The organism is Pseudomonas fluorescens Q2-87, assembly GCF_000281895.1.
GTDB lineage: Bacteria > Pseudomonadota > Gammaproteobacteria > Pseudomonadales > Pseudomonadaceae > Aquipseudomonas > Aquipseudomonas fluorescens_S.
Genome location: NZ_CM001558.1, coordinates 1,491,191 through 1,517,227 on the forward strand (window position 1 = coordinate 1,491,191; position 26,037 = coordinate 1,517,227).

Annotated in this window: 22 protein-coding genes; 6 read left to right on the plus strand and 16 right to left on the minus strand. The window is 60.5% G+C overall.

Annotation, left to right across the window (positions count from 1 at the left end; translation table 11 throughout):
* Nucleotides 1-51: 51 nt before the first annotated feature.
* Nucleotides 52-4,815: an RHS repeat-associated core domain-containing protein gene (locus PFLQ2_RS20890; protein WP_003179082.1), complete on the plus strand. Its 4,764-nt coding sequence runs from the start codon at nucleotides 52-54 to the stop codon at nucleotides 4,813-4,815.
* Nucleotides 4,816-4,823: 8 nt separating this feature from the next.
* Nucleotides 4,824-5,243: a hypothetical protein gene (locus tag PFLQ2_RS27600; RefSeq protein ID WP_033045940.1), complete on the plus strand. Its 420-nt coding sequence runs from the start codon at nucleotides 4,824-4,826 to the stop codon at nucleotides 5,241-5,243.
* 73 nt (nucleotides 5,244-5,316) lie between these two features.
* On the opposite strand, the gene PFLQ2_RS20885 is transcribed toward PFLQ2_RS27600, so the two are convergent.
* Nucleotides 5,317-7,104, minus strand: a complete 1,788-nt coding sequence (locus PFLQ2_RS20885; protein WP_003179084.1) for a bifunctional diguanylate cyclase/phosphodiesterase — start codon at nucleotides 7,102-7,104, stop codon at nucleotides 5,317-5,319.
* A gap of 131 nt (nucleotides 7,105-7,235) precedes the next feature.
* Nucleotides 7,236-9,314 carry a carboxy terminal-processing peptidase gene (locus PFLQ2_RS20880; RefSeq protein WP_172680589.1) on the minus strand — a complete coding sequence of 693 codons (2,079 nt, stop codon included), beginning with the start codon at nucleotides 9,312-9,314 and terminating at the stop codon, nucleotides 7,236-7,238.
* Between the two features lie 140 nt (nucleotides 9,315-9,454).
* Between PFLQ2_RS20880 and PFLQ2_RS20875 the strand changes: the two genes are divergently transcribed.
* Nucleotides 9,455-10,417: a zinc-binding dehydrogenase gene (locus PFLQ2_RS20875; protein ID WP_003179088.1), complete on the plus strand. Its 963-nt coding sequence runs from the start codon at nucleotides 9,455-9,457 to the stop codon at nucleotides 10,415-10,417.
* Between the two features lie 184 nt (nucleotides 10,418-10,601).
* On the opposite strand, the gene PFLQ2_RS20870 is transcribed toward PFLQ2_RS20875, so the two are convergent.
* The 6 genes from PFLQ2_RS20870 to PFLQ2_RS20845 form a co-directional block, all read right to left on the minus strand.
* On the minus strand, nucleotides 10,602-11,255 hold the full coding sequence (locus tag PFLQ2_RS20870; protein WP_003179090.1) for an HAD family hydrolase: 654 nt from the start codon (nucleotides 11,253-11,255) through the stop codon (nucleotides 10,602-10,604).
* A 34-nt stretch (nucleotides 11,256-11,289) separates the two neighbouring features.
* Nucleotides 11,290-12,279: an ABC transporter ATP-binding protein gene (locus tag PFLQ2_RS20865; RefSeq protein WP_003179092.1), complete on the minus strand. Its 990-nt coding sequence runs from the start codon at nucleotides 12,277-12,279 to the stop codon at nucleotides 11,290-11,292.
* Nucleotides 12,276-13,076, minus strand: coding sequence for an ABC transporter permease (locus tag PFLQ2_RS20860; RefSeq protein WP_003179093.1), 801 nt, complete (start codon nucleotides 13,074-13,076; stop codon nucleotides 12,276-12,278). The genes PFLQ2_RS20865 and PFLQ2_RS20860 overlap by 4 nt, the downstream gene beginning before the upstream one ends.
* Nucleotides 13,063-13,899 carry an ABC transporter permease gene (locus PFLQ2_RS20855; RefSeq protein WP_172680590.1) on the minus strand — a complete coding sequence of 279 codons (837 nt, stop codon included), beginning with the start codon at nucleotides 13,897-13,899 and terminating at the stop codon, nucleotides 13,063-13,065. The genes PFLQ2_RS20860 and PFLQ2_RS20855 overlap by 14 nt, the downstream gene beginning before the upstream one ends.
* A gap of 5 nt (nucleotides 13,900-13,904) precedes the next feature.
* On the minus strand, nucleotides 13,905-14,711 hold the full coding sequence (locus PFLQ2_RS20850) for an alkaline phosphatase family protein (protein ID WP_003179098.1): 807 nt from the start codon (nucleotides 14,709-14,711) through the stop codon (nucleotides 13,905-13,907).
* 181 nt (nucleotides 14,712-14,892) lie between these two features.
* Entirely contained in the window at nucleotides 14,893-15,960 is a 1,068-nt protein-coding gene (locus PFLQ2_RS20845) for an ABC transporter substrate-binding protein (protein ID WP_003179100.1), read from the minus strand.
* Nucleotides 15,961-16,309: 349 nt separating this feature from the next.
* Between PFLQ2_RS20845 and PFLQ2_RS20840 the strand changes: the two genes are divergently transcribed.
* On the plus strand, nucleotides 16,310-17,041 hold the full coding sequence (locus PFLQ2_RS20840) for a UTRA domain-containing protein (protein WP_003179101.1): 732 nt from the start codon (nucleotides 16,310-16,312) through the stop codon (nucleotides 17,039-17,041).
* Between the two features lie 2 nt (nucleotides 17,042-17,043).
* Here PFLQ2_RS20840 and PFLQ2_RS20835 read toward each other — a convergent pair whose 3' ends face one another.
* From PFLQ2_RS20835 to minC, 7 genes are all read right to left on the minus strand, one after another.
* Nucleotides 17,044-17,226, minus strand: a complete 183-nt coding sequence (locus PFLQ2_RS20835; RefSeq protein WP_003179103.1) for a hypothetical protein — start codon at nucleotides 17,224-17,226, stop codon at nucleotides 17,044-17,046.
* Nucleotides 17,227-17,474: 248 nt separating this feature from the next.
* Nucleotides 17,475-18,764, minus strand: coding sequence for a M18 family aminopeptidase (locus PFLQ2_RS20830; protein WP_003179105.1), 1,290 nt, complete (start codon nucleotides 18,762-18,764; stop codon nucleotides 17,475-17,477).
* 100 nt (nucleotides 18,765-18,864) lie between these two features.
* A complete protein-coding gene (locus PFLQ2_RS20825) occupies nucleotides 18,865-19,968 on the minus strand; it encodes a hypothetical protein (RefSeq protein ID WP_003179107.1) in 1,104 nt (367 codons plus the stop codon).
* A gap of 43 nt (nucleotides 19,969-20,011) precedes the next feature.
* Entirely contained in the window at nucleotides 20,012-20,647 is a 636-nt protein-coding gene (locus PFLQ2_RS20820) for an RluA family pseudouridine synthase (protein WP_003179109.1), read from the minus strand.
* Between the two features lie 100 nt (nucleotides 20,648-20,747).
* On the minus strand, nucleotides 20,748-21,002 hold the full coding sequence (gene minE / locus PFLQ2_RS20815; RefSeq protein ID WP_003179111.1) for a cell division topological specificity factor MinE: 255 nt from the start codon (nucleotides 21,000-21,002) through the stop codon (nucleotides 20,748-20,750).
* On the minus strand, nucleotides 21,002-21,814 hold the full coding sequence (minD, locus tag PFLQ2_RS20810; protein WP_003179114.1) for a septum site-determining protein MinD: 813 nt from the start codon (nucleotides 21,812-21,814) through the stop codon (nucleotides 21,002-21,004). The genes minE and minD overlap by 1 nt, the downstream gene beginning before the upstream one ends.
* 201 nt (nucleotides 21,815-22,015) lie before the next feature.
* Entirely contained in the window at nucleotides 22,016-22,753 is a 738-nt protein-coding gene (minC, locus tag PFLQ2_RS20805; protein ID WP_003179116.1) for a septum site-determining protein MinC, read from the minus strand.
* Nucleotides 22,754-22,871: 118 nt separating this feature from the next.
* Between minC and PFLQ2_RS20800 the strand changes: the two genes are divergently transcribed.
* Together PFLQ2_RS20800 and PFLQ2_RS20795 are read left to right on the plus strand one after the other, a co-directional pair.
* Nucleotides 22,872-23,804 carry a lipid A biosynthesis lauroyl acyltransferase gene (locus tag PFLQ2_RS20800; protein ID WP_003179117.1) on the plus strand — a complete coding sequence of 311 codons (933 nt, stop codon included), beginning with the start codon at nucleotides 22,872-22,874 and terminating at the stop codon, nucleotides 23,802-23,804.
* Nucleotides 23,805-23,853: 49 nt separating this feature from the next.
* Nucleotides 23,854-25,008: a patatin-like phospholipase family protein gene (locus PFLQ2_RS20795; RefSeq protein WP_003179119.1), complete on the plus strand. Its 1,155-nt coding sequence runs from the start codon at nucleotides 23,854-23,856 to the stop codon at nucleotides 25,006-25,008.
* A gap of 169 nt (nucleotides 25,009-25,177) precedes the next feature.
* Here PFLQ2_RS20795 and PFLQ2_RS20790 read toward each other — a convergent pair whose 3' ends face one another.
* Nucleotides 25,178-25,963: an outer membrane protein OmpK gene (locus PFLQ2_RS20790; protein WP_003179121.1), complete on the minus strand. Its 786-nt coding sequence runs from the start codon at nucleotides 25,961-25,963 to the stop codon at nucleotides 25,178-25,180.
* Between the last annotated feature and the right edge of the window lie 74 nt (nucleotides 25,964-26,037).

Sequence of the window (26,037 nt, forward strand, 5' to 3'; positions counted from 1 at the left end):
GCCCATGTCCGACCGTTTTTTCCTGCTGGCCCTTGATCGAGCCGTGTCCCAATGGACCCGATAAGCCGTATCGAGCAGGAACTCGACAGTTTCCCAGGCACCTTGTCGATCTACCGCGAGCAGCTCGAACGCTGGTATAGCCAGGCCGCGGACCGGGCCAGCCATCTAGTCGACTTGCCCTCGCTGATGGGCATGGAACGGTTGATCCGTTTCGGCGACAGCAGCACCGCCGTCAGCACCGGTGATGATGATTTCCTCTCTACCGTCGTTCGCTGCCCGCAAGGCGGGGTGATGACCATCGAGAGCAAATTCGAGTCGGTGTATGACATTCCGCTGGGCGACATCGTGGTGGATGTCGTCGCGGTGGACAGCGGCGAGATCACGCCAGTCAAGCTCGATGCCCAGGGCATCGGGACTTTCGAGGGGGAAGCGGGCCGGTTCTATCAGGTTCATGTCCAGGGCGAAGTTTCATCCGCACAAATCAACAGCCTGTTTTCTTCCTACGATGGCCTGAGCATTGAGCTGACGGACTGGTTACGTGGTGAGTGGCAGGGCTTCAAGCCGCAGTGGGCGCAGCAATCATTAGCGACCTCGGCGGCAGCGGTGGGCAACGGGCTGCTCGCCGGCAGTTGGGCAGCGATCGAAGGGGTGTGGGACAGCATTGGCCTGCTGTCGGACATCCTCAAGGACCCTGGTCAATTTATTGAGCGTTTGGGCGCCAGCGCTGCTCAGTTGCAAAAGCTCGCGCTGGACACGCCACTGGTCATGGCGAAGCTGCAATTGCTGGCCAGTGACGAAGCCGCGTTATGCCTGCTGGTGCGCACCGCCAGTCTCTGGCTGGACATGTTGCCGCCTAGCGAGGTGGCCGGCGAAGCGGCCGAAGCCTTATCGACTGTGGCGGTGCAGCTGCTGATCGATCTGTTGATCGGTGTGGTCTTGACCTTCACCGGGGCGGCTACCGGCGTGGCGTATTTGTCGATGCGCTTGGGGCATGTGGGCGTGCGGCTGCTGAACGCCATGCAGCGTTTTATCAGCGCGATGTTCGCGGTGGTCAACGGCTTCATGACCTATGTGGATCGCTACAAGACCGTAGCGGCCCGGGGGATCGCGGCCGGAGTTAAAAAGGGGCGTATGCAGCTTCGCTGGGACGCGCAGCGCAATACCACACTGAAAAAAGACGAATCCTACGTCGACGCGCCCAAACAATCGAAAAACCCCAACGGCGACAGCGCCGACACCGCAGCCCAGACCCAAACCAGCGGTTGCCCGGTGTCGATGGTCACCGGCGAAGAACTGCTGACCCTCGAGGACGGCACGCTCGATGGTCGGCTGCCGTTTGTCTTCACCCGGCTGTACCGCACCAGCGCCGTGGACCTGGACGTTGGGCTCGGACGCGGCTGGAGCCATGCCCTGGCGCATCGCTTGGAGCTGGAGGACGAGCAGGTCATCTGGGTCGACCAGGAAAACCGCCGCACCCCGTTTCCACTGCCCGATACCCGGCGTCCGGCGATCCACAACAGCCTGGCCCGCGCCGCGATTTACTTAGGGACCGAGCCGGACGAACTGATCATCGCCCAGCCCGGCGAGCAGGCACCTTTCCTACATTTTCGCGACGGTCGTCTGACCGCCCTCAGTGATCGCTACGACAACCGCCTGACGATCCAGCGCAACCTCCACGGTGACATCAGCCGCCTCGACAACGGTGCCGGACGCGCCCTGCGGCTGCGTTACGAGCAGCGTCAGCTGATCGCCGTGGATTATCAATCCTTCCACCCAGCCGCCAGCCTGGATGAAGCCTGGCGTACCGAACAGACCCTGGCGTCCTACCGCTACGACGGACGTTCCCGACTGATCGAAGCGACCAACGCCGTCGGTGAAAGCGAGCGCTACGACTACGACGACCAGCACGTCATCCTCCAGCGACAACTGGCCGGCGGGGCCAGCTTCTACTGGGAATGGCAGGGCGCCGGGCGGGCGGCTCGTTGCGTGCGGCACTGGGCCTCGTTCGCGCAGATGGACAGCCGCTACACCTGGGGCGAGGACGGTCGTGTCACGGTCCAGCACCTCGACGGCAGCCAGCAAGTGTATGTCCACGACGACCGGGCGCGGCTGGTGCGCCAGGTCGAACCCGATGGCGGTGAGCACCTCAAGGCGTACGACGAACAGGGCCGGTTGATTGCCGAGCAGGATCCGCTGGGCGCCGTCACCGAATACCGCTACGACGAAGTCGGGCGACTGGTGGCGCTGATTCCGCCCATTGATGAGCCCACGTCCTACGAATACCGCAAGGGTTTCCTGCACAGCCGTTCACGCGGCAACGCCGTGTGGACCTACCGGCGCAACGCCCAGGGCGATGTGACCGCAACCGTCGATCCTGATGGGCAACGTACCGCTTATGGCTACGACGCCCATGGGCAATTGCTGTTTATCCGTTACCCCGACGGCGGCGAACACCGCTTCATCAGGAATCGCCTGGGCCAGCTGACGGAAGAAATCCTGCCCGATGGCGGACGCTGGTGTTTTTCCTACGACGCCCTGGGACGGCTGCTGACCCGCCAGGACGAACACGGCGCCCTTATCCATTACCGATGGGACGCGGTAGGGCGAATGCTTCAGGTGACCTTGCCGACCGGCGCGACCCGGGCCTGGAGCTACAACGCCTACGGCAAGGTCACCAGCGAGCGCGACGAACTGGGGCGCGTCACCCGTTACGAGTACGCCGACGACCTGCACCTGATCAGCCGCCGCCTCAACCCCGACGGCACTGAGCTGAAGTATCGCTACGACTCGGCAAGGCTGTTGCTGACCGAGATCGAAAACGAATCCGGCGAAAAATACCGGCTGGACTACACGCCCAACGGTTTGATCCGACAGCAGATCGGCTTCGACGGCCAACGCACCGCCTACGCCTATGACCTCAACGGCCATTTGCTGGAAAAAACCGAGCACGGCGAAGACGGTTCCCTGCGCGCCACGCACTACCAGCGCGACGCAACCGGGCGCCTGCTGCTCAAGACCCTGCCCGACGGCCAGGCGATCGAGTACCGCTACGACCGGCTCGGCCGGCTGGTGCATGTCGATGACGGCACGGACCATCCGCTGGCCTTCGAGTACGACGCCCAGGACCGACTGATCACCGAGCACCAGGGCTGGGGCACCCTGCGCTATGGCTACGACGCCTGCGGACGGCTCAACCACCTGCGCCTGCCGGACCACAGCAAGCTCGACTATCACCACGCCCGAGGCGGTGCGCTGACTGCCATCGACCTGAACGGCGCACGGCTCACCGAGCACCAGATGCGCGGCGGTCGCGAACTGGAGCGCCAGCAGGGCCTGGTGCTCAGCCGGTACGACTACGACGAACAAGGCCGGCTCAAGGCCCAAACGGTGTGGCAGCACCAGGAGCAATTGTTCTGGCGCGATTATGCCTACAGCGCCAAGGGCAACCTTGAAACCCTTTCCGACAACCGCAACCGCCGCAATTACCGGTACGACCCGCTGGATCGCCTGATCCGCATCGACTATTCCCACACCGAGCCGCCGGAACACTTCGCCCACGACCCGGCCGGCAACCTGCTGATACAGGATCGCCCCGGCCCGACCACCCTCAAGGGCAACCGTCTGTTGAGGGAGGGCGACCGCCACTACGACTACGACGCCTACGGCAATCTGGTCCGCGAGCGCCGCGGCACCGCCCCCAGCCTCGTCACCGAATACCGCTACGACAGCCAGCACCGGCTGATCGGCGTCACCACGGCGGACGGTCGCGAAACGTCCTACCGCTACGACGCCTTTGGCCGACGCATCAGCAAGACCGTGGACGACCTGACCACCGAATTTTTCTGGCAGGGCGACCAAGTCGTCGCCGAAAGCAGCCCATGCCACCACCGCAGCTACCTCTACGAACCCGGCACCTTCCGCCCGCTGGCCATGCTCGACGGCAAAGGCCTCAACGCCTGCCCGTTCTACTACCACCTCGACCACCTGGGTACGCCCCAGGAACTGACCAACTATGGTGGCCAGGTCGTCTGGTCGGCGCGCTACAACGGCTATGGAAAAACCACCGAACTGACTCATGGCGGCGGCGAACAACTCGAACAACCGCTGCGCTTCCAAGGCCAATACCTCGACCCGGAAAGCGGCCTGCACTACAACCGGCACCGCTACTACAATCCCGAGACCGGCCGTTACTTGACGCCTGACCCGAGCAAGTTGGCGGGTGGGCTTAACGGGTATCGGTACACGGTGAACCCGACGGGGTGGGTGGATCCGTTGGGGTTGGTGGACTGCCCGGGGAAGGGCGGGTGTAAGCCGGCGGTTGGGGAGCAGGATCCGGCGGGTAAGGTTGGGGTGGATGAGGGGGAGCCGCGGCTTCCTAAACCAACCGCTGCTGAATTGGCCGAAAAAGAGGTCAGGCGTTTAGACAGGGAACAAGGTATGCACATGGTCGGTAAGCATAGCCCTGCGGTCCCTGATCAAGCGTGGATGCGACGAGCAATTGATGGAACAGACCCCATTACCGGCAAAACGCCTAAGAATAAACTAGGAAATCCAAGCTCAAGATTTTCCAGTTGGGAAATGCAGCTCAAAGCTTATAACCTTGCAGTTAATCGTAAGAAAAGTGGTCTCCCGCCATTTACGGGACGAGATCAGAGAAATAATCATATTGTCAGAATGGATCTGCCTGGGGCAGGTGAGGGTTACATTCCAAATAAGAAAGATCCAACGAAGCCAACGCTTGTAGCTATGGATCGGTTTGAAATGAAAATCGATCCGGATACAGAAATTCCATTTACGTTGTTTCCAATTAAATAGGTGTGAAGATGTTTATTGATCCTGGCACAGAGCTTCCATATGTACCTACACCATCCTATTTTTTAGGTTGCTTCGATATATATGATAGGGAAGAAACATTGGGTGAGGAGCTGGAAAAATTTGACCCAAACAATGCAGCTGATAGGGAGGTGCTGATTACTAATTATGCCTTGAAAGGAAAACGATCCTATCGAGAAAAGTTCTTGCTTTATAAATGCTTAGAGGGCGCGATTTTGGATAAAAGTTATGATTTTCAGGCTCTGCTTGAGCATGACTCTCAGGAGTGCTCATCGCTCCCCAACGGATGGGACACGATGGAGAATCCACGATTATTTTTTGAAGATATATATAAATTTGCAAGTGAGGTATGGGCAGATGACCTTCATAAGGCTGAAGCTGAGGACCAATCTAATTGGTACTATATATAGACGCCCATTTCGCGTAAAAAAATCTTACCATTTCCCATTACTTAACTAGCGAGGGTGCCAACGGAAAGCCCACTCACATCGATAAACTCAACCCCACCACCGGCTCCCGCCCAACCAAACCATCAACCAAATACACACTTCCCCCCAAAATCCCCTTGGCGTGATGCTTGGCCTGCGAAGCCAGTTCCGCCAACTGGCTCGCGTCCAGTTCCTCACACGCCTCCGAGCGTAAATGCACCACCCCAATCGACAACGACAACAACGCAAACTCCTGCCGAACCCCTTGCCGATTCAGCGCGGTAAAGCACCCAGCCTCCAGATGTTCAGGCCGGTAGAAGCGTCGGCAGTGGGTCTGGAAGTCGCTGAGCAACTGGTCCAGACGTTTGCGCCAGTCGTCCGGGCCGAGGACCAGGAGAAAATCGTCGCCGCCGATGTGGCCGACAAAGTCCCGGCTGGGGTCGATGCGTTCGTTCAGGCATTGGGCCAGGCACAGCAGGACTTCATCGCCGCGGCCATAGCCGTATATATCGTTGAAGGGCTTGAAGCTGTCGATGTCCACATAGCAGATCACCGACTCCTGACGCTGTTGCAACAGGCGAGTCAGGCATTGCTGGATCGGTACGTTGCCTGGCAGCAGGGTCAATGGGTTGGCGTAGCGGGCCTGTTGGATTTTCAGTTCGGTGATGAGTTTGAGCACGTCGATCACCCGGCCCAGGCCCAGGTAGATGCCGTTGAGGGTGATGATGAAGTCTTCTTCGATGCGCTGCCGCGCGCGGCTGGTAATCAGGCGGCTGACTTGTTGCAACGATTGGCTCAGTTCCACCGCGAGGAAGTCATCGCTCATCAAGCGGCTGATGGGTTTGCGGGCAAACAGGTCGGTGGCGAAGGGCTTGAGCAAGGCGTCCGAGAGCGAATGGCGATGGACGATGCCGCAGGGCTGCTCGTGGTCATCCAGCACGGCCAGGGAGTTGAGGTTGGCTTGGCGCCGGAATGCCTCCAGCACGGTGGCCGTCGGCGTGTCGTGGGCCACGGCCGGCTGCTCGTTGAGCAACGCGCCGAGATCGTTGATCTCTTCGCTGAGCGACACCGCGCCATTGTCTTGCCTGGGCATCAGCGTCCTGGCATCCCTGGCCGGTTTTTCCTGGGGACGGGCGAGCAGATAGCCTTGGACCAGGTCGACGCCCATTTCCATCAGCACCGCCAGTTCTTCCGGCAGTTCGATGCCCTCGGCGATCACTTGGGCCCGGGACGTGCGGGCGATTTTCAGGATCGAGCCGACGAACTCGCGCTTGAGGGCGTCCTGATGAATGCCGTCGATGAAATGCCGGTCGATCTTCACATAATCGGGGCGCAGCTCGGACCACAGCCGCAGGCTTGAATAGCCTGCGCCCAGATCGTCCAGCGCAATGGAAAAACCCATGGCCCGGTAATGATGCAGAGCGGTTTGCAGGAGTTGAAAGTCATCGATGGGCGTCTGTTCGGTGAGTTCGATGACCACCTGGCTGGGCGGTATTCCGAAATCCTGCAACAGTTGCAACGTGCGCCCGGTCTGGTGCGCCGACTCCAACAGGGACTCGGGCGAGACGTTGAGAAACAGCTTGCCCGGCAGTTTTTGCTCATTGAAGCGCTGGCAGGCGCTGCGGCGACAGGCCAGTTCCAGTTCGCTGAGGCGGCCGGCCTGGCGGGCCACCGAAAGCAGGGCAATGGGGGAGTGCAGCGGGCTATTGGAAGGGCCGCGGGTCAGGGCTTCGTAACCGACGATACGCCGTTCCGAAAGGCAAATGATCGGCTGGAACAGACTGTGCAAACCGCTTTGAGCCAGGATTGAACTCAAGGCGCCCAGCTGTTCTGTCGTGGTCATGGCAATCTCTGGCGATAAAAAAGGACGGGGCGCGATCCCTTCAAGGGGAGGCGCCCGGTCCTGTATTTCACGACAGACTGATGTCAGTTTGATGACACTCCGACGAGCATCACTGTTAAATGGCCATCATCTTAGTGCTTGGCGACAGCCGTGTTGAGTTTCAGGTAATCCAGCAGGATTCGCCCGGTTTCGCTCAGGTAGGCATCGTCTTCCGGCTTGGTTTTCTCCGGTTCGGTGATCAGGTCTTCGTCCTCTTTCTTCAGCTCTTTGAGCGGCTCTTCGCCCTTGGCCTTGCGACGCAGGTTTTCCATGGCCAGTTGCTTGGCTTCGATGTCGGCATGTTGGGCGCGACGGTCGGTTTCGTTCAGGGAGACGGTTTTCTCCAGCATCAACTTCTGCGCCAGGGCCAGCTTGTCGCGGATGAAGACAAACTCCGCGTCTTGGGCCGTGCGGGAATCATGCTCGGACTTGAGCTGGGCCAGGAACGGCTTGAACGGGTCCACGGCCGGTTTGATCGCAGGGCGAATGGTGTCCCACGGCATGGCCTCGGGCAGTGCGCTTTCACCGATTTCCTTGGTGTCGATGATCGACGGGTAATCGATGTCAGGCAGTACGCCCTGGTGCTGGGTGCTCTGGCCGGAAACCCGGTAGAACTTCGCCAGGGTCAGTTTCAGTTCGCCATGGTTGAGCGGCTGGATCGTTTGCACGGTGCCTTTGCCGAAAGTCTGGCCGCCAATGATCAGGGCGCGGTGGTAGTCCTGCATGGCACCGGCGAAAATCTCCGAGGCCGACGCCGACAGGCGATTGACCAGCAGGGCCATCGGGCCTTTGTAGAATGCGCCTGGGTTTTCGTCTTCAAGCACATCCACTCGGCCATCGGCGTTACGCACGAGCACGGTCGGGCCCTTGTCGATGAACAGGCTGGTCAGCTCGGTGGCTTCCTGCAGGGAGCCGCCGCCGTTGTTGCGCAAATCGATGACGACGCCGTCGACTTTCTCTTTCTGCAACTCGGTCAGCAGCTTCTTGACGTCGCGGGTGGTGCTCTTGTAATCCGGATCGCCGGCACGGAACGCCTTGAAGTCCAAGTAGAAGGCCGGGATCTCGATGATGCCGAGCTTGTAGTCCTTGCCGTCCTGCTTGAGGTTGAGGACCGATTTCTTGGCCGCCTGTTCTTCCAGCTTCACCGCTTCACGGGTGATGGACACGATCTTGCTGGTCTGGTCGTTCGGCGCATTGCTGGCCGGGATGACTTCCAGGCGCACCACCGAGCCTTTCGGGCCACGGATCAGCTTGACCACTTCGTCCAGGCGCCAGCCGACCACGTCGACCATTTCCTTGTTGCCTTGGGCGACGCCGACGATCTTGTCTGCCGGGCTGACCTGTTTGGTCTTGTCCGCAGGCCCTGCGGGAACCAGGCGCACGATCTTGACTTGATCGTTGTCGCTCTGCAGGACCGCGCCGATGCCTTCCAGGGACAGGCTCATGTTGATGTCGAAGTTTTCCGCGTTATCCGGCGACAGATAATTGGTGTGCGGGTCGTAGGACATGGCGAAGGTGTTGATGTACGCCTGGAAGACGTCTTCGGCGCGGGTCTGGTCCAAGCGGGCCAATTGATTCTTGTAGCGCTTGGTCAGGGTTTCCTGGATCTGCTTGGGATCCTTGCCGGCGATCTTCATGCGCAGCACTTCGTCCTTGACGCGTTTGCGCCACAGGTCATCGAGCTCGGCTGTGCTTTTGAGCCAAGGGGCGTCCTTGCGGTCCACCAGCAAGGTTTCCTTGGCGTTGAAATCGATCTTGTCGACGCCTTTGTTCAGCTCGGCAAGGGCGTAGTCCAGACGCGCCTTCACGCGGTCCAGGTAGCGTTTGTAGATGATGAAGCCGGCGTTCAGGTCGCCGCTCTTGAGGAAGTCGTCGAACTGGGTTTTCCACTTGTCGAATTCGGCGATGTCGCTGGCCAGAAAGTAACTGCGCGACGGATCAAGCAGCTTCAAGTAGCTGTCGTAGATGATGACCGAACGTGCGTCATCGAGCGGCGGCTTGCTGTAGTGGTGGCGCTTGAGCAACTCAACGACGTTAAGGCTGGCAATCACCTCGTCGCGATCGGGCTGAAGCTTGTCCCAGCTGTTGGCTGCGAACGTATCGTTCGACAACGGTAACAGGCCGAGGCCAATGACTAGCGCGAGGGCGGTGCTGGGGAACAGGTGCTTCATGCTGATTCGACGCAGGGACAATTGATAACGCATATTAGGCCGTCTTTGAAGTCGCCGGTTCCATGTGGCCCGGGCGCATAATGCAAGAAAGCCCGGCGTTAACAGCAGCGGGCCCAGTCGAGACTCACTATGGAGGCACCGTGAAAGCATTGCAAGGCGTTGAAGGCCAAGTGGTATGGGCAGATGAGCCAAGTCCTGCATGTGATGCAGGGCAAGTTCGTATTCGCGTGGCGGCGGCCGGCCTGAATCGGGCCGATTTGTTGCAAAAAGCCGGGCTTTATCCACCGCCTCCCGGAGCCAGCCAGGTGTTGGGGCTGGAGTGTTCCGGGGTGATTAGCGAGGTCGGGCCGGGGTCTTCCTGGCAGATCGGCGACCGTGTTTGTGCGTTGCTGGCCGGCGGGGGGATGGCCGAAGAAGTGGTGGTCGATGGCCGGCATGTCTTGCCGGTACCGGAGGGGCTTTCCCTGGCCGAAGCCGCCGCCCTGCCGGAGGTTTACAGCACCGCATGGTTGAATCTGTTTCAGCTTGCAGGGCTCAAGCCGGGTGAAAAAGTGCTGCTGCACGCCGGCGCCAGTGGCGTTGGCTCGGCCGCTATCCAACTGTGCAAGGCGTTTGGCAGCCCTTGCTGGGTGAGTGTCGGATCGGCTGAGCGCCTGGCCTATTGCGAAGCTTTGGGTGCCCAGGGCGGCGTGGTACGCACCGACGATATGGAAAGCCTGAACGACCTCGGCCCTTTCGACGTGATCCTCGATCCGGTGGGCGCCAACTACGCGAAACTCAACGTGAAACTTTTGTCAGTTGACGGGCGCTGGGTGCTTATTGGGCTGATGGGCGGCCGCGAGGCCCAACTGGACCTGGCGCAGGTCCTGGCCAAGCGTGTGCAGTTGCTGGGGTCAACCTTGCGCAGCCGCGACGATCAGTTCAAGGCGGATCTGTTCAGCGATCTGAGCCAGCAGGTCTGGCCGCTGTTCTCCGAAGGGCGCCTGAGCCCGCAACTGGCCAAGACCTTCCTCATCAAGGACGCCGAAGCGGCGTTTGCGCAATTGGCGACCAACAAGGTATCGGGGAAATTGGTGCTGCTGATTGATGAAAGCCTGAGTTAGTTCACAGGCCCTAGCGCATCGACTGACACGCCACCTTCCCCGTGGCGAGGGAGCTTGCTCCCGCTGGGTGGCGCAGCCGCCCCAATGGTCTGGCTGACAACCCCCGTCGCCTGATTTACGACTGCTGCGCAGCCGAGCGGGAGCAAGCTCCCTCGCCACGGGGGGCTTCGGGCTGCCCAGTGTTTTATTTCCAGGTGTGGATCGGCCATCCAGCCAATTCGGCGTGGGCCTTCAACACTTGGTCCGGGTTCACTACGTGTGGGTAATCCACCCGCAGCAGCAGCGGCAGATCATTGCGCGAATCGGAATAGAAACTCGCGCCTTCCAGGTTCTCCTCCTCGGCATCCAGCCAATCCAGCAGCCGGGCGATCTTGCCTTCGCGGTAGGTCAGGGTGCCCACGGTCTTGCCGCTGTACACCCCATGGGCCACTTCAAGTTCGATCGCCAGGATCTCATCGATGCCCAGGCGTTCGGCAATTGGCTTGACCAGGTGTGTGCCCGACGCCGAGATTACCAGGATCCGGTCGCCGGCCTTGCGGTGTTCGGCGATGGCCTTGGTGGCGTCGCTGAAGATGATCGGTTCGATGAAATCTTCAACCCACGGCGTCACCAGGTGTTCAATTTCTTCCGGCGTGCGGCCGATCATCGGTTCCAGGCTGAAGTCCATGTACTCTTCCATGCGCAGCTTGCCGTGACTGTAGGCGTCCATCAGCTCGTTGTTGCGCCGCATGAACGACTCGGGATCGACCCAGCCCAGGCGTCCCATCTGTTCGCTCCAGAGGGTGGCGCAGTCGCCATGGATCAGGGTTTCGTCCAGATCAAAAATTGCCAAGGCCATCAGCGCGCTTCTCTCTTCAAAATCAACAAGGCCATCAGGCTACCTCACACAGCGCCGACGGATCGATGAAAAGTGCCAGCCGCGCACCATCGGGATGCAAGTCGGCAGCCGAACGATTGAGTACGTCGACCACCAGCTCTACACCACGGGCCTCGACCCGGTAGCGGATCACGTTGCCCAGCAGGCTGTGGCTGCGGATCAGCGCATCGGGCTCGCCGTTGCGACTCAGTTCGATGGCTTCCGGGCGAATGGCGATACGACCGTTCATGGGGCGTTGCAACAAGCGGGTGGCGCTGTCGGCGTCCAGCAGGTTGTAGTTGCCGATGAAGCCGGCGGCAAAGACATCCACCGGCGCTGTGTACAGCGTTTCGGCATCGCCGCTTTGTACGATTTTTCCCTGGTTCATCAGGAAGATTCGGTCAGACATGGTCAGCGCTTCTTCCTGATCGTGTGTGACGAAGATCGTAGTCAGGCCCAGCTCGCGCTGGATCTGACGGATCTGTTCGCGCAGGTGCTTGCGAATCCGTGCATCCAGCGCCGACAACGGTTCATCCAGCAGCAACAGGCGCGGACGGGTCACCAGGGAGCGAGCCAGGGCCACGCGCTGGCATTGGCCGCCGGAGAGCTGATGGGGGTAGCGAGTGGCAAAGTCTTGCAGCTCAACCAGGCGCAATATTTCCAGCACTCGCTGACGGCTGGCCTCGGCCTCGATCTTTTGCATGCGCAGGCCGAAGGCCACGTTCTGTTCGACGGTCATGTTGGGGAACAGGGCGTAGCTCTGGAACACCATGCCGATGCCGCGCTTTTGCGGGCTCAGCGGGACAATGTCCTGTCCGTCCAGCAGGATCTGGCCGGCATCCACCGCAGTCAGGCCGGCAATGCAGCGCAACAGTGTGGATTTGCCACAGCCGGATGGGCCGAGGAGGGTAACGAACTCGCCCTTGCGGATTTCGCAGTTGATGTCGCTGAACACTGGCGTGCCGGCGTAGGTTTTTTGCAGGTGTTGGACGCTGACGTAGCTCATTGGCTTTTGTCCTTGTTCAAGATGTTGGCCGCCCAGGTCAGGACCAGTACGAAGAAGAAGTAGGAAATGACCAGCGCACTGGTGAAGTGGCCGCTGCTGTTGCGCATGTTGTTCAGGTACACCTGCAAGGTTTCATAGCGGGTGCCGACCAGGATGTTGGCGAACACGAACTCGCCGAACAGGAACGAGAAGGACAACAGCAGCGCTACCATCAAGCCCTTGCGCAGGTTCGGCAGCACCACCAGCACGGCCGCCTGGAAGGTGCTGGCGCCGAGCAATTGAGCGGCGTCCATCAGGTCGCGCAGGTTGATGGCTTGCAGGTTGTTAGTGATCGCCCGGTACATGAACGGCAGGGCGACGGTGAAGTAGCAGCCGATCAGAATCCATGGCGTGCCCACCATCGCCAGCGGCCCGGAGCCGTAGAGTTGCAACAGCCCGACCGACGACACCACCGGCGGCACCGCGAAAGGCAGCAGGATAAGGATGTTCATCAGCGCGTCGAGCTTGGGGAAGTGGTAATGCACCACGAACAGCAGCGGCAGGATCAGCACCACCGAAAGTACCAGCGCGCCGACGCAGACCAGCAGTGACTGGCCGAACGCGTTGAGGAAACGCGGATCGCTCCACAACTGCACATACCATTTGAAGGTGAAGCCGCTGGGCAGCACGGTGGCCGACCAACTGCTGGCGATGGAGTACACCAGCGTGCCGGCCAGGGGCAGCAGCAGGATAGCGAACAGCAAATACACCACTGCCCGATGATAGAGCCCGACGGAGCCCGGTTCAGCGCGAGACATGGTAGCTCCTCTTGAGCAGCAGCTGATGGACGATGGTCACCAGAGTCATCAGCGCCACCAAGATCACGGCCAAGGCGCTGGCCATGTTTGGGTCCAGGGAAATATCGCCAGAAACCATGGCGGCGATGCGAATCGGTAAAACGTTGAAATTGCCGGTGGTCAGCGCATAGACCGTCGCATAGGCGCCCAGAGCGTTGGCCAGCAGGATCACGAACGTGCCCAGCAGCGCCGGGGTCAGCACCGGCAGGCCGATGTGCCGCCAGAATTGCCAGCCGTTGGCGCCGAGCAGCTCGGCGGATTCGCGCCAGTCTTCGCGCAAGGCGTCAAATGCCGGATAGAGCAGCAGCACGCCGAGGGGAATCTGGAAATAGGTATAGAGGATGATCAGGCCGGTTTTCGAGTACAGGTTGAAATCCTCGATGATCCCCGCCTGCTTGAGCATGATCGTGATGCTGCCGTTGAACCCCAGCAAAATGATGAAGGCGAAGGCCAGGGGCACGCCGGCGAAGTTGCTGGTCATGTTGGCAAACGCATTGACGAAGTTGCGCAGCCGCGAATCCACCCGGCGCAGGGAATAGCTGCCCAACACGGCGATGATGATGCCGAACACACTGGACCAGAAGCTGATCTCCAGGCTGTGCTGGATCGCTTGCAGATAGAACTTGGAGCTAAAGATCTTGCTGAAGTTGGCCAGGCCCCAGCCGAACTCTTCCGATTCCAGGCTGTTGATCAGCACCCAGAGCAGCGGGGCGATCTGGAACACGATGAAGAAAATCGCGAAGGGCACCAGGCACAACGCTGCCAGCCATTTGCCGCGCGTCATGGCGTTCACTTGAGTAATTCCTGGCAATAGGGTTTGTCGTGGTCGATGCCGAGCAACTGGCAGATGGTGCCGCAGAGTTCTATCTGTCGGGGCGCGGCAGTGGGGTCGAGACTGAAGCCGCTGCCCAGGACAAACAGCGGCACTTCCCGTTCTTCAGCCAGCAGGCCGTTATGGGAACGGTCGTTGTTCATGCCGTGATCGGATGTCACCAGTACCTGATAACCGCCGTCGAGCCAGGCTTGCAGGTAGACCGCCAGGTTGATATCGGCCGAGCGGGCGCTGTTGCGGTACTGCGGTGTGTCAAGACCATGCTTGTGGCCGGCATCGTCGATGTTCATCGGGTGCACCAGCAGGAAATTCGGCTGGTAGCGCTGGCGCAAGTGTTCGGCGTCGGCGAACAGGTGCGAGTCGGGGTAGTGATCATTCCAGTAGAAATGCCCGTGCTGGATCGGCAGGTCGGGGTCATCGGTATGACGGTCCCGGCCGGCAATGAACGGTGACACGTTGTAGAGCTCGCTGACCCAATGATACGCAGCGGCGGCGGTACTCAAGCCGGCTTGGGTGGCGTAGTGAAAGATGCTGCGCTGGTTGGACAGGCGCGAGACATTGTTGTGCACGATCCCGCTGTCGATGGGCACGACGCCGGTGAGGATGCATTCATAGAGCGGACGGGACAGGGCCGGCAGTTCACATTCCAGTTTGTAGAGCGCCGCGCGTCCTGCGCCGACATAAGCCTGCAAATGTCCCATGGCATGCCGGGCGACCTCGTAGTTGAGGCCATCGAGCACCACCAGGATGACGTTGTGCTTCATGGGTACCGGGACTCCGGGACAGATACCAGAAAAATCGGATCAGCGAAGGTCCTGTGTGGGAGCGGGCTTGCTCGCGAATGCTGACTGACATTCAACATTGATATTGACTGACAGACTGCATTCGCGAGCAAGCCCGCTCCCACAGGGATCTTCATCGGATATCCGAGCGGGAGTTACCGCCTCACTTCATTTCGATGATCACGTTTTCCTGCCAAGCCTGCGGCAGTGCCTTGGAGGTTTTTTCCCACGCATCGGCATCCTTGATCGGGGTCACGCCCTTGTACTGCTCGTTGGGCAGCAGCTTGGCCTTGACGTCTTCCGGCAGCGTCAGATGTTCGGCGCGGATCGGACGGGCATTGCCCTTGGCCAGGTTGATCTGGCCGGCGTCGCTGAAGATGTATTCACGGGCCAGCTTCGCGGCGTTCGGGTGCTTGGCGTATTTGTTGATGATGGTGGTGTAGCCGGAGATGACCGAGCCGTCGGACGGAATCAGCACAACGTAGTCATCCGGATTGGCCATCTTCGCCTTGTAGCTCAGCCCGTTGAAATCCCAGACCACGCCGACTTCGACTTCACCCTTTTCCATCGTGGCGATGGTCGGGTTGGCCATGGAGATGCGCCCTTGCTTGGCGATTTCGGCGAACATCAACAAGGCCGGTTGCAGGTTCTTCTCGTCGCCGCCGTTGGCCAGGGCTGCTGCCAGCACGCCGTTGGCCGCCTGGGCCGCCGTGCTCACGTCACCGATGGAAACCTTGTATTTACCGGTTTTAAGATCGGCCCATTTGGTGGGTACGTCCGAGCCATGCAGCAGCTTCTTGTTGACGATGAAGGCGATGGTACCGGTGTAGGCCAGTGCCCAGTTACCGTCCTTGTCCTTGGCCCAGGCTGGTACCTGGTCCCAGGTGCTTGGCTTGTACGGTTGCACGACGCCCTGCTTGACCGCGATCGGGCCGAAGGCGGCGCCGACGTCGCCGATGTCGGCGCTGGCGTTGTCTTTCTCGGCGGCGAACTTGGCGATTTCCTGGGCCGAACTCATGTCGGTGTCGATGTGTTTCAGGCCGTAGAGCTTGGCCAGGTCGTCCCAGGTGCCTTTCCAGTTTGCCCAGTCGTCGGGCATGCCGACGCTGTTTACGGCGCCTTCCGCTTTCGCAGCGGCTTCCAACGTTTTCAGATCGGTATCAGCGGCCATGGCGGCGGTGCACATGGCAATGGTCGAGCCTAACAGTGATGCCAGGAAAAGCTGTTTCATCCGAAGCTCCTATGGGCGTTTTCAACGCTGCGATTGCGGTTGTGTTGGTCTAGGTCAGCAATACCTGAGCCAATTTAGGCGAGCCCTGTGACATTTTGATGTCGGCACCGGATGCCCCGGCAAATATCAGGTCCGTGAGGGTTGGCTGCGAATTAAGCGTAGACCATGGATAAACAGCTGATCTGAAAGGACTTGGCCGTTTATTTGCAGGTTGTAAAAACTACCGTTCGGCGGCTCTGTCATCTGCCAGTCATGTGCAGTGCCTAGGCTTGCTGGAGTTAAAGCGGATTGAGGGGCGCTCGATCCCTGCCCTGAAACAGTGCTGGTCTAGTCCAGATAGGTAACGTTGATGCGCATCGATGCAACCAAAGCGGTGACAGCCATTGGCCAAGTCCTGCAAGAGCAGCTCGATCACGGGCTGCTGGCGCCCGGTAGCAAGCTGCCGGCCGAGCGCAAGCTCAGTGAACTGTTCGGGACCACGCGCATTACCGTGCGCGAAGCGTTGTTGCAGCTCGAGGCCCAAGGGCAGATCTATCGGGAAGAACGCCGGGGCTGGTTCGTTTCACCGCCGCGCCTGGCCTATAACCTGATGCAGCGCAGCCATTTCCACGCCATGGTCGCGGCCCAGGGGCGGGTACCTTCTACCCAAGTGATTTCGGCTCGCCTGCAACCCGCGTCGGCGGCGGTGTGTGCCTGGTTGCAGTTGCCGGCGCTGTCCAGCGTGATCCAGATCTGCCGCGCGCGGCGCATCGACGAGCGCCTGGTGCTGTACGTCGAGCACTACCTGAACCCGCAATATTTCCCGGACATTCTCGAGTTCGACCTGAACCAGTCCATGACCGAGCTGTACGCCCGTCACTACGACCTGCACTACGGGCGGGTGAAGTTCGAGATCGTGCCCACCTCATTGCAACCGGAAGCCGCGGCGGCGCTGAAGGTCTCGGTGGGCAGCCCGGGGCTGCGCATTGCCCGGGTCAACTATGACCAGCACCAGCGGCTGATTGACTGCGACCTGGAATTCTGGCGACACGATGCCATTCATGTCGGGGTCGATGTACCGGAACAAACGCCGATGGCTTGAATTCAGAGCGACTCGTTGAGCTTGGTCAGGATCTTGAACACCACGGTGGCCAGGATCAACAGCATGCCGATCCACATGGCAAAGACTCCGACGTTCTTGTCGCGAAAGTTGAAACCGATGGCCAGCAGGATCATGCCGGCAATGATGGGCACCAGCATGGCGTTGAACGCAGACATCGAGATCATGACGACAGCCTTGTCGGGGGGATAAGGTCAGTCTAGTTGGGGTTTGGCTGGAGTGGGCTGACGTGTGTCACATCCCCCGCGATCCGGAGGCTGACACCGTTGTGGCGAGGGAGCTTGCTCCCGCTCCAGTGCGCAGCACTGGCAAATGCGCATTCAGTTGCAGAGTCAGGGGGGCTGCTGCGCAGCCCAGCGGGAGCAAGCTCCCTCGCCACAGGTGTCCACCGGTCCAAACAGACGGTTAGCTGCGGTTACGGCAACTCGCGGGACGCATAAAACGCACTCAACACCTTCACCAGATGCGCCAGGTCATGGCTGCCGCACAGCTCGCGGATCGAATGCATGGCGAAAGTCGGCAGGCCGATGTCGACGGTGCGCACGCCCAACTGGCTGGCAGTGATCGGGCCGATGGTCGAGCCGCAGCCCATGTCGCTGCGCACCACGAAGCTCTGCACCGGCACTTCTTCGGCCATGCACAGGTGCCGGAAGAACCCGGCGGTTTCGCTGTTGGTGGCGTAGCGCTGGTTGCTGTTGACCTTGATCACCGGCCCGGCGTTGAGCTTGGGACCGTGATTGGCGTCGTGCTTGTCGGCGTAGTTGGGGTGCACGCCGTGGGCGTTGTCTGCCGAAACCAGCAGAGATTTCTGAATGGTTCGTACAAACTCTTCCCCTTCAGGCAGCAGGCGACGCAGGGTCTGTTCGAGCATCGGGCCATCGGCGCCACAGGCCGAGCACGAGCCGACTTCCTCATGGTCGTTGCACACCAGCACGCAGGTTTCCTCGGTGTCGGCGTTCAGCAAGGCTTGCAGGCCCGCGTAGCACGACAGCAGGTTGTCCAGGCGCGCACCGGCAATGAAATCGCCGTGCAAGCCAATGACCGCGGCGCTTTGAGTGTCATAGAAACTCAGCTCGTAATCGAGCACCACATCGGCATTCAAACCGTGTTCGCGGGCCAGTTGGTCGGTGAGTACGGCGCGGAAGTCGACACGCTCGTCCCCGGCGAACTGCGCGAGGATCGGCGGCAGTTCGTTCTGCGGGTTGATGGCCCAGCCCTGGTTGGCCTCGCGATTAAGGTGAATGGCCAGGTTCGGAATCGTGGCGATGGGCGCCTTGAAATCGATCAGTTGACTTTCGACTTTGCCGTCACGGCGGAAGGTCACGCGCCCGGCCAGCGACAAGTCGCGATCGAACCACGGCGCCAGCAACGCGCCGCCGTAGACTTCGACGCCCAGTTGCCAGAACCCGTGGCGTTGCAGTTCTGGCTGCGGCTTGACCCGCAGGCACGGGCTGTCGGTGTGGGCGCCAACCAGGCGGATGCCATCGTGCAGCGCTGAGTTGCGGCCCAGCTTGAAGGCGATGATCGAGGAGTCGTTGCGCGTGACGTAATAGCGCCCATTGGCCTCGGTGGCCCAGGTCTCGCGTTCGTCAAGACGCTGGTAGCCTGCCGCTTCGAGACGCTGGGCAAGGCTGGCGGTGGCGTGGAACGGGGTGGGGGAGGCCTTGAGGAAGTCGATCAGGCCTTGGTTCAACTCTGCGCGCATAAGTAACTCCAGACAGCAATGGGCGCAAGTTTACCCCATCGACTGCCTGCGTTGCAGGCCCAATCCCCTGTCACTGATTGTGCTGCGTCCTCGGTATGGGTCAGTCCGAGGGCGCGATCCGCTTGCGCAGATGCGCCATGATCAAGGGCTTGTCCTGAGCCTTGGACGGTTCCGGCAGGTGCCGCGGCCAGTGCCTCAAGTGGCCGAATAGCTGTTGCTGACGCTTCGGTGCAAGGCGAAGAATCTCCCGCGATGCCGAATCCCACCAATGATGCCTGCACAGCTCGTAGTAAGGATGTTCCGGCGCCGCGCTGCCATACAACAAGTCGCGCCCGATCCTGTGCAAGGCTCCGCGCTGGTGGCGCAATTTCCATTTGATCTTCAGGCGACGCCAGGCCGACGGGAAGGGCCGGCTGCGCGGTACCTCATGGCAGCGCGCTATCAACTGATCGCTGAACGCCTCGCCGTGCTGGGCGAAAAAGTGCTCCTGCATGGTGTGGAAGAAGCGTTTGTCGGCGAAATAGTGATAGACGTGTTTGTTGGTTTCCTTGATGGCTTGGTGGCGCAACGTGAAGGAAATCGCGATTTGCTCGATGGTATGGATGTCAAAGCCGTCCTCGGTCCATTCATCGATCCGCTCAATGGCCTGGGACAGCAACGCTGCATCGCCGTCGGTCACACCGCACAAGCCACTGTTATAAAGCTTGAAGCTGTTGTTCTGATCCACGCCGTGGGTCAACAGGCAATCAGCCAGCTTGCGATAATCCTCGCGGCCACAGACGTAGTCCCAGTTGTATTCGAAGCGATCCATCAGGTACTGCCCTGGCCGGATTTGCTGGAACAACAGGTCGGGATCGGTGAGGAACAGCGTGTCGGTGTCGACGAACAGGGTTTTCTCGGCCAGCTTCAGCCCGGCGGCGATGGCGCAGGCTTTGCGCCGGTGCAGGTAACCATTATTGCCCTGCCATTGGGTCAGCAGTCCGGGGCTCAGCTTGACGGTCTCGATCGGCCAGCCCAGGTAGTCCTCGGGCCGGTCGGTCATGATTCTGATGCTCGGCAGTGTCGCCGGGTTGCCGTGGGCCAATGCCGTCAGGATGCTGAACTTGGCTTCGTGGCGATAAGCGTCCTTGTCCCCGTAGATCAGATACAGCAGTTGGTGACGAACTTTCCTGACGGGCGTTTCCTGAAAATCAATAACCTGCATGCCAAGCCTTTATCGGATGATCCATTTCCATGGAGAAGCAATTCTAGAACGGTGCAGGGCACTCGAAGCGCAAACGCTCGCCGCTTTGCGGATGGGTGAAACTGAGCATGCTGGCGTGCAGGCACAGCCGTGGCCAGGCAGCGAGGGCCTGCGGGTGGGCGTAGAGCCCGTCGCCCAGCAGTGGATGACCGATGGACAGCATGTGCACGCGCAACTGGTGGGAGCGCCCGGTGATCGGCGTCAGCTCGACCCGGCACCAGTCGCCGCAACGTTCCAGCACGCGCCAGAAGGTCAGGGCGTGTTTGCCGTGTTCATGGTCGACTACGTGCCGGGGCTTGGTCGGCGGATCGTAGCGCAGCGGCAGGTCGATGCTGCCACTGTCCAGCGTTGGTTGGCCCCAGCACAAGGCGGTGTAGGCTTTTTCGGTTTCGCGGTCATGAAACTGCCGGGACAACTCGCGATGAGTGTCCGGGTCGCGGGCCAACAGGATGATTCCGGAGGTTTCCCAGTCCAACCGGTGCACGATTCGCGCTTCCGGATAGCCGTTTTCCTGCAGGCGGGTGATCAGGCAGTCTTTGTTGTCATCGGCCCTGCCGGGCACGGAAAGCAACAGGGTCGGCTTGTCGACCACCAGGACGGCGGCGTCCTGATGAATGATGCGAATGTTGGACAGGGGCATTAAACAGTCTCGTTACAAACGCCAACGGCGGCTCGGGCCCATCTCATATTCCCAAGGAAGAGAAGGAGGGCCCGAGCCGCCGTGGCTCCTGCTGGATCTATCAGCGATCCGGCAGGGTGATGTTGAGTTCCAGAATCGAGCAACTGCCCTGGCTTTCAAGCGCCACGTGCACGTCATCGCTGCCGATGTTGACGTACTTGCGGATCACTTCCACCAGTTCCTTCTGCAAGGCTGGCAGGTAGTCAGGGGTGCTGCGTTGGCCGCGTTCGTGCGCCACGATGATCTGTAGACGCTCTTTCGCGACCGAGGCGGTACTGGGCTTTTTGTTGGCACGAAAGAAGTCAAAAAGGTTCATTACCTACCTCCAAACAGGCGCTCGAAGAAACCTTTCTTCGTTACATCGAGGAAACGATGCTCCACGGTTTTGCCCAGCAGGCGATCGACTGCATCGCTATACGCCTGGCCGGCGTCGCTCTGGTCGTCGAGAATGACCGGTACGCCGGAGTTCGAGGCCTTGAGTACCGCTTGGGATTCGGGGATCACGCCCAGCAGGGTGACAGCGAGGATTTCCTTGACGTCTTCGACGCCGAGCATTTCGCCGTCGCTGACCCGTTGCGGGTTGTAGCGGGTCAGCAGCAGGTGTTCCTTGATCGGCTCTTCGCCCTTTTCGGCGCGGCGGGACTTGCTCGCCAGCAGGCCCAGCATGCGGTCGGAGTCACGTACCGACGACACTTCCGGGTTGGTCACGACAATCGCTTCGTCTGCGAAGTACATGGCCAGGTGGGCACCTTTCTCGATGCCGGCCGGGGAGTCGCAGACCACGAACTCGAAGTCTTCCTTGAGTTGCATCAGGACCTTTTCCACGCCTTCCTGGGTCAGCGCGTCTTTGTCACGGGTCTGACTGGCAGCCAGCACGTAGAGATTTTCCAGGCGCTTGTCCTTGATCAGGGCTTGTTGCAGGTTCGCTTCGCCATTGACGACGTTGACGAAGTCATAGACCACGCGACGCTCGCAACCCATGATCAGGTCCAGGTTACGCAGGCCGACGTCGAAGTCGACGATGACTGTCTTGTGGCCGCGCAGAGCGAGGCCGGTACCGATAGCGGCGCTGGTGGTGGTCTTACCCACACCACCCTTGCCGGATGTAACCACGAGAATCTTGGCCAAGGTGTTTCACCCCTAAGGAAAAAAGGACTTTTTCAGCCCCTGAAGAACATCTCTGGAAAACTGCTGCAGTTGGACAGGCCAGGCGAAAATCGGATGGCGGGCGAGGTCTACCTCCGGTAAACACTGCCTGATCCTTTTTCCTACGTCGTTTAGCCGTTTTCGCTACGTTTTAGAGATGCTTGGAAAATGCGGCAGTATCCGTTAAAGCCGAATGATGTTCAACACGTCGCCCGTCAGGCTGATCTGGACGCCCGCCCCCCACAATGGGTCGCGGCGCAAATCCTCGGAAACCTTGTACTGCCCGGCGATGGAAACCAGCTCAGCGCTCAATTGCTGACAGAAAATCCTGGCTTTTGTATCACCCTTGACGCCGGCCAGCGCGCGACCGCGCATCGGGCCGTATACATGGATGTTGCCATCGGCCAGAAGTTCCGCGCCCGGACTGACCGAGGAAACGATGACCAGATCGCCACCCTGGGCATAAATCTGTTGCCCGCCGCGCACGGGCGAGGTGATGACGCGGGTCGGCTTGATCGTGGGCTCGGGTGGTTTTTCCGGGGTTTTCTTCGCTTCGACTGGGCTCAGTTCCAGCACGCGCTCCCGGGCGCCGGACGGCGGCAGCACCGGAATGTCCACGGCGATGGCGGCGGCGATGTCTTCGATGCGGCTGGCACGGATCGCCAGGGTGCGCAGGCCGTGCTGGCGGCAAACACGCATCAGGCCCGGCAGGTCCACGGCGCCTTCGCCGGCCGGCAGCTTGTCCAGGGCCAGCACCAGCGGGGCATTGCTGAAGAAATTCGGGGCCTGGGCGACTTTGGCCGCCAATTGCCGGTCAAGGCTCTCCAGGTCGTTGCGGGCCAGCTCCAGCACCGTAATGGCGAGCATGCTGCCCTTCAACTGGAACACGGGATCTTGGTCTAGCGGTTCGGTTTGGCTCATGGTCGGCGTACAACGGCTTGTCACTAAAAGTGCCGAGACTTATAACGAGATCGTCCGCGAGCCGCAACCCGGGTCGAACAATGTAGAATGCCCGGCCCATGTCTTTGTGGAAGCTGTAATGGATCGCCCGCGTTTTCGAGCTGCTTTTTTTCATCCGCGTTTCTGGCTGCTATGGTGCGGCCTGGGGCTATTGTGGCTGATCGTCCAGTTGCCTTATCCGTTGCTGCTGCGTGTCGGCCGTGCATTGGGTGCGCTGATGTACCGGGTGGCTGGCGACCGACGGCGCATCGCCCGGCGCAACCTGGAGCTGTGCTTTCCCGAAAAGTCCGCTGCCGAGCGCAAGCGTCTGCTCAAGGAAAACTTCGCTTCCACCGGCATCGCTTTCTTCGAAATGGCCATGAGCTGGTGGTGGTCGCGTTCGCGCCTGGCGAAGCTGGCCCATGTCGAAGGCCTGGAGCATCTCAAGCTGGCCCAGCGCGAGGGCAAGGGCGTGATCCTGATGGCGCTGCATTTCACCACGTTGGAAATCGGCGCGGCCTTGCTCGGCCAGCAGCACACAATCGATGGCATGTACCGCGAACACAAAAATCCACTTTTCGACTATATCCAGCGCCGGGGCCGTGAGCGGCACAACCTCGATTCCCTGGCGGTGGAACGCGATGATGTGCGCGGCATGCTCAAGCTGCTGCGTGCCGGTCGGGCGATCTGGTATGCGCCGGACCAGGATTACGGCGCCAAGCAAAGCGTGTTCGTGCCGTTGTTCGGCATCCAGGCGGCGACGGTCACCGCCACGAGCAAGTTCGCCCGCCTGGGCAAGGCGCTGGTCGTGCCATTCGTCCAGGAGCGCCTGGCCGATGGCAGCGGCTATCGCCTGGTGATCCAGGCCCCGCTGGAAGGGTTTCCGGGGGAGACTGAAGAGGCTGACTGCATCCGTATCAATCAATGGGTCGAGCAGTCGGTGCGAGATTGTCCCGAGCAATACCTCTGGGCCCACCGGCGCTTCAAGAGCCGTCCGCCGGGCGAGCCGAAGCTCTACGATAAGCGTGGTTGAATCTGCACTCGGCCAATTTCCAGCGTCACCTTGAGCACGGAGCATTGCGATGACCCCAGCTGAACCGGTTACAGGTTTGATTCTTTCCGGCGGCGGGGCTCGGGCAGCGTATCAAGTGGGTGTCTTGGCAGCGATTGCCGAGTTGTTGCCCGACGGGGCGCAGAACCCGTTCCCGGTGATCGTCGGCACATCTGCCGGCGCGATCAACGCGGTCAGCCTGGCCAGCGGGGCGATGGACTTCAAGAGCGCCATCGAACGCCTGACAGCCTTTTGGCAAACGGTGCGCAGCCATCAGGTCATGCGCAGCGACTGGCGCGGGGTGATTGCCCAGGCGACGCGTTTCATCACTCACAGCCTGCTGGGCCTTGGAGCCAAGCTGCCGGTGGCGCTGGTCGACAGTTCGCCGCTGCGCGAATTGCTCCAGGCGCAATTCCACGCGTCGGGTATCGAGCAAGCGATTTTCGAGGAGCAATTGCGGGCGGTGGCGGTGACCGCGTTCGGCTACGAGTCGGGCCAGGCCGTGACGTTCTATCAGGGACGCGGAACCATCGGTGCCTGGCTGCGCCATCGGCGCATTGGCGTGCCGACGCAGTTGTCGGTAGAGCACTTGCTGGCCAGTTCGGCGATTCCCCTGTTGTTCGCGCCGGTCAAGATTGGCCCGCAATACTTCGGCGACGGTGCCGTGCGTCAATCGGCGCCTATCAGCCCGGCCCTGCACCTGGGGGCCAATCGCGTGCTGGTCATCGGTGTCAGTGGCAACCCTCGTGGTGCGGGTGGCCAGGATCCTTCGGAGCGCAGCTACACCGGCCTGCAGCCGTCACTGGCGCAGATCGGCGGCCATATGCTCAACAGCACGTTCATCGACAGCCTGGAAAGCGACATCGAGTTGCTTGAGCGTCTGAACGCGTTCAGTCACTTGCTGCCCGACGACGTTCCCGCCCACACCCTCGGCGCGGCGCCGGTGGAGGTGCTGGTGATTTCTCCCAGCCAACCGATCGATGAAATTGCCGCTCGCCATCGGCAGGAGTTGCCCCGTGCATTGCGAGTATTCCTGCGCGGGCCGGGGGCGACCAAGACCAGCGGCGCGGGGGTGCTCAGTTACCTGTTGTTCGAGGCGGGGTATTGCAGCGAACTGGTCGAATTGGGGCGCCAGGATGCGTTGGCGCAGCGTGAGGAACTGAGTCGGTTCCTGGGGTTGGCTTGAGGGAGTGCGCCACTAAAACCGTGGCTGTCACGCAGCCAGTGTAGGAGCGGGCTTGCTCGCGCAGGCGACTGAGCATTCAACATCGATATCGGCTGACAGTCCGCTTTCGCGAGCAAGCCCGCTCCCACAAGGGATTTGTGGTGGGCTCTAAACCTGAGATCCAGTCAGGTCAGAAGTGATACTTCAGCAAGAAGCTGGTATTGCTCTGGTTGGTCTTGAATCCATCGCTGTCTTCGATGGCGTATTTGTTCTTCCAGTAATCATATTCCACGCCCACGTAGAGCTGCTTGGCGCCCAGGTTCAGTGCCTTGCCCAAGTCGTATTTGATCTGCGGGTTGATGTGCAGGTTGGCGTGGTACGTGCCTTTGGAGTTGGTGTCGTTGTCCACCACCCAGTCGATGAAACCGTCGATCAGGATATCGGACGAGCCCACGGGAATCGTGTAGGCCCACGCGGGAGTGATCTGCCAGACATTGTCGCCGGCGCGGGCGCCTTCGGTCTGACGGTTGTAGAAGTTCAGCTGGAAGTAGTCGAAACCGGGAATGTCCAGGTCGAAGCCCGGGCCGATCAGGTAGGACTCGTTGTCGCCTTCCCCGAACTCGTATGTCATGGCCAGCAGCACGTCCTTGATCGGGCCCAGCTCCAGCTTCTGGTCAAAGATCTTGCCGAACGACAGACGCGGGCTGAACTCACCGTAGTAGGTGTTCGCCCCGGCGTTGCTGTCTTCCTTGCCGTTGTAGAAGATCCGGTCGAGGAAGAAAAAGTTGTCCCCGTATTTCCAGGCGTCGGCGTGCTCGAAGGTGACGGTCTGCTGGATTCGCGGGTTGACCTGAAAATCCTTGCCGTACAGGTAGGTCAGGCTGTTGTTCTGCCACTGGAACAGGTCATCGGCCATCGCTTGGCCCCCGGCCAGCAGGGACCCTGCAAGTATCAGGCTGGTGCACATACGTTTCATTCGGTTTGCTCCCAAAGGTAAGTGGTACCGCTGTCTTTTTTCATTCAGCGCTCTGGTGTGGCGCCTTTTTCAAC

What these genes read in the sequence shown, in the direction of transcription:
- PFLQ2_RS20890 (WP_003179082.1), top strand. Translation starts at nt 52, where the DNA reads ATGGACCCGATAAGCCGTATCGAGCAGGAACTCGACAGTTTCCCAGGC.
- PFLQ2_RS27600 (WP_033045940.1), top strand. Translation starts at nt 4,824, where the DNA reads ATGTTTATTGATCCTGGCACAGAGCTTCCATATGTACCTACACCATCC.
- PFLQ2_RS20885 (WP_003179084.1), bottom strand. Translation starts at nt 7,104, where the DNA reads ATGACCACGACAGAACAGCTGGGCGCCTTGAGTTCAATCCTGGCTCAA.
- PFLQ2_RS20880 (WP_172680589.1), bottom strand. Translation starts at nt 9,314, where the DNA reads ATGAAGCACCTGTTCCCCAGCACCGCCCTCGCGCTAGTCATTGGCCTC.
- PFLQ2_RS20870 (WP_003179090.1), bottom strand. Translation starts at nt 11,255, where the DNA reads ATGGCCTTGGCAATTTTTGATCTGGACGAAACCCTGATCCATGGCGAC.
- PFLQ2_RS20865 (WP_003179092.1), bottom strand. Translation starts at nt 12,279, where the DNA reads ATGAGCTACGTCAGCGTCCAACACCTGCAAAAAACCTACGCCGGCACG.
- PFLQ2_RS20860 (WP_003179093.1), bottom strand. Translation starts at nt 13,076, where the DNA reads ATGTCTCGCGCTGAACCGGGCTCCGTCGGGCTCTATCATCGGGCAGTG.
- PFLQ2_RS20855 (WP_172680590.1), bottom strand. Translation starts at nt 13,899, where the DNA reads ATGACGCGCGGCAAATGGCTGGCAGCGTTGTGCCTGGTGCCCTTCGCG.
- PFLQ2_RS20850 (WP_003179098.1), bottom strand. Translation starts at nt 14,711, where the DNA reads ATGAAGCACAACGTCATCCTGGTGGTGCTCGATGGCCTCAACTACGAG.
- PFLQ2_RS20845 (WP_003179100.1), bottom strand. Translation starts at nt 15,960, where the DNA reads ATGAAACAGCTTTTCCTGGCATCACTGTTAGGCTCGACCATTGCCATG.
- PFLQ2_RS20840 (WP_003179101.1), top strand. Translation starts at nt 16,310, where the DNA reads ATGCGCATCGATGCAACCAAAGCGGTGACAGCCATTGGCCAAGTCCTG.
- PFLQ2_RS20835 (WP_003179103.1), bottom strand. Translation starts at nt 17,226, where the DNA reads ATGATCTCGATGTCTGCGTTCAACGCCATGCTGGTGCCCATCATTGCC.
- PFLQ2_RS20830 (WP_003179105.1), bottom strand. Translation starts at nt 18,764, where the DNA reads ATGCGCGCAGAGTTGAACCAAGGCCTGATCGACTTCCTCAAGGCCTCC.
- PFLQ2_RS20825 (WP_003179107.1), bottom strand. Translation starts at nt 19,968, where the DNA reads ATGCAGGTTATTGATTTTCAGGAAACGCCCGTCAGGAAAGTTCGTCAC.
- PFLQ2_RS20820 (WP_003179109.1), bottom strand. Translation starts at nt 20,647, where the DNA reads ATGCCCCTGTCCAACATTCGCATCATTCATCAGGACGCCGCCGTCCTG.
- minE (WP_003179111.1), bottom strand. Translation starts at nt 21,002, where the DNA reads ATGAACCTTTTTGACTTCTTTCGTGCCAACAAAAAGCCCAGTACCGCC.
- minC (WP_003179116.1), bottom strand. Translation starts at nt 22,753, where the DNA reads ATGAGCCAAACCGAACCGCTAGACCAAGATCCCGTGTTCCAGTTGAAG.
- PFLQ2_RS20800 (WP_003179117.1), top strand. Translation starts at nt 22,872, where the DNA reads ATGGATCGCCCGCGTTTTCGAGCTGCTTTTTTTCATCCGCGTTTCTGG.
- PFLQ2_RS20795 (WP_003179119.1), top strand. Translation starts at nt 23,854, where the DNA reads ATGACCCCAGCTGAACCGGTTACAGGTTTGATTCTTTCCGGCGGCGGG.
- PFLQ2_RS20790 (WP_003179121.1), bottom strand. Translation starts at nt 25,963, where the DNA reads ATGAAACGTATGTGCACCAGCCTGATACTTGCAGGGTCCCTGCTGGCC.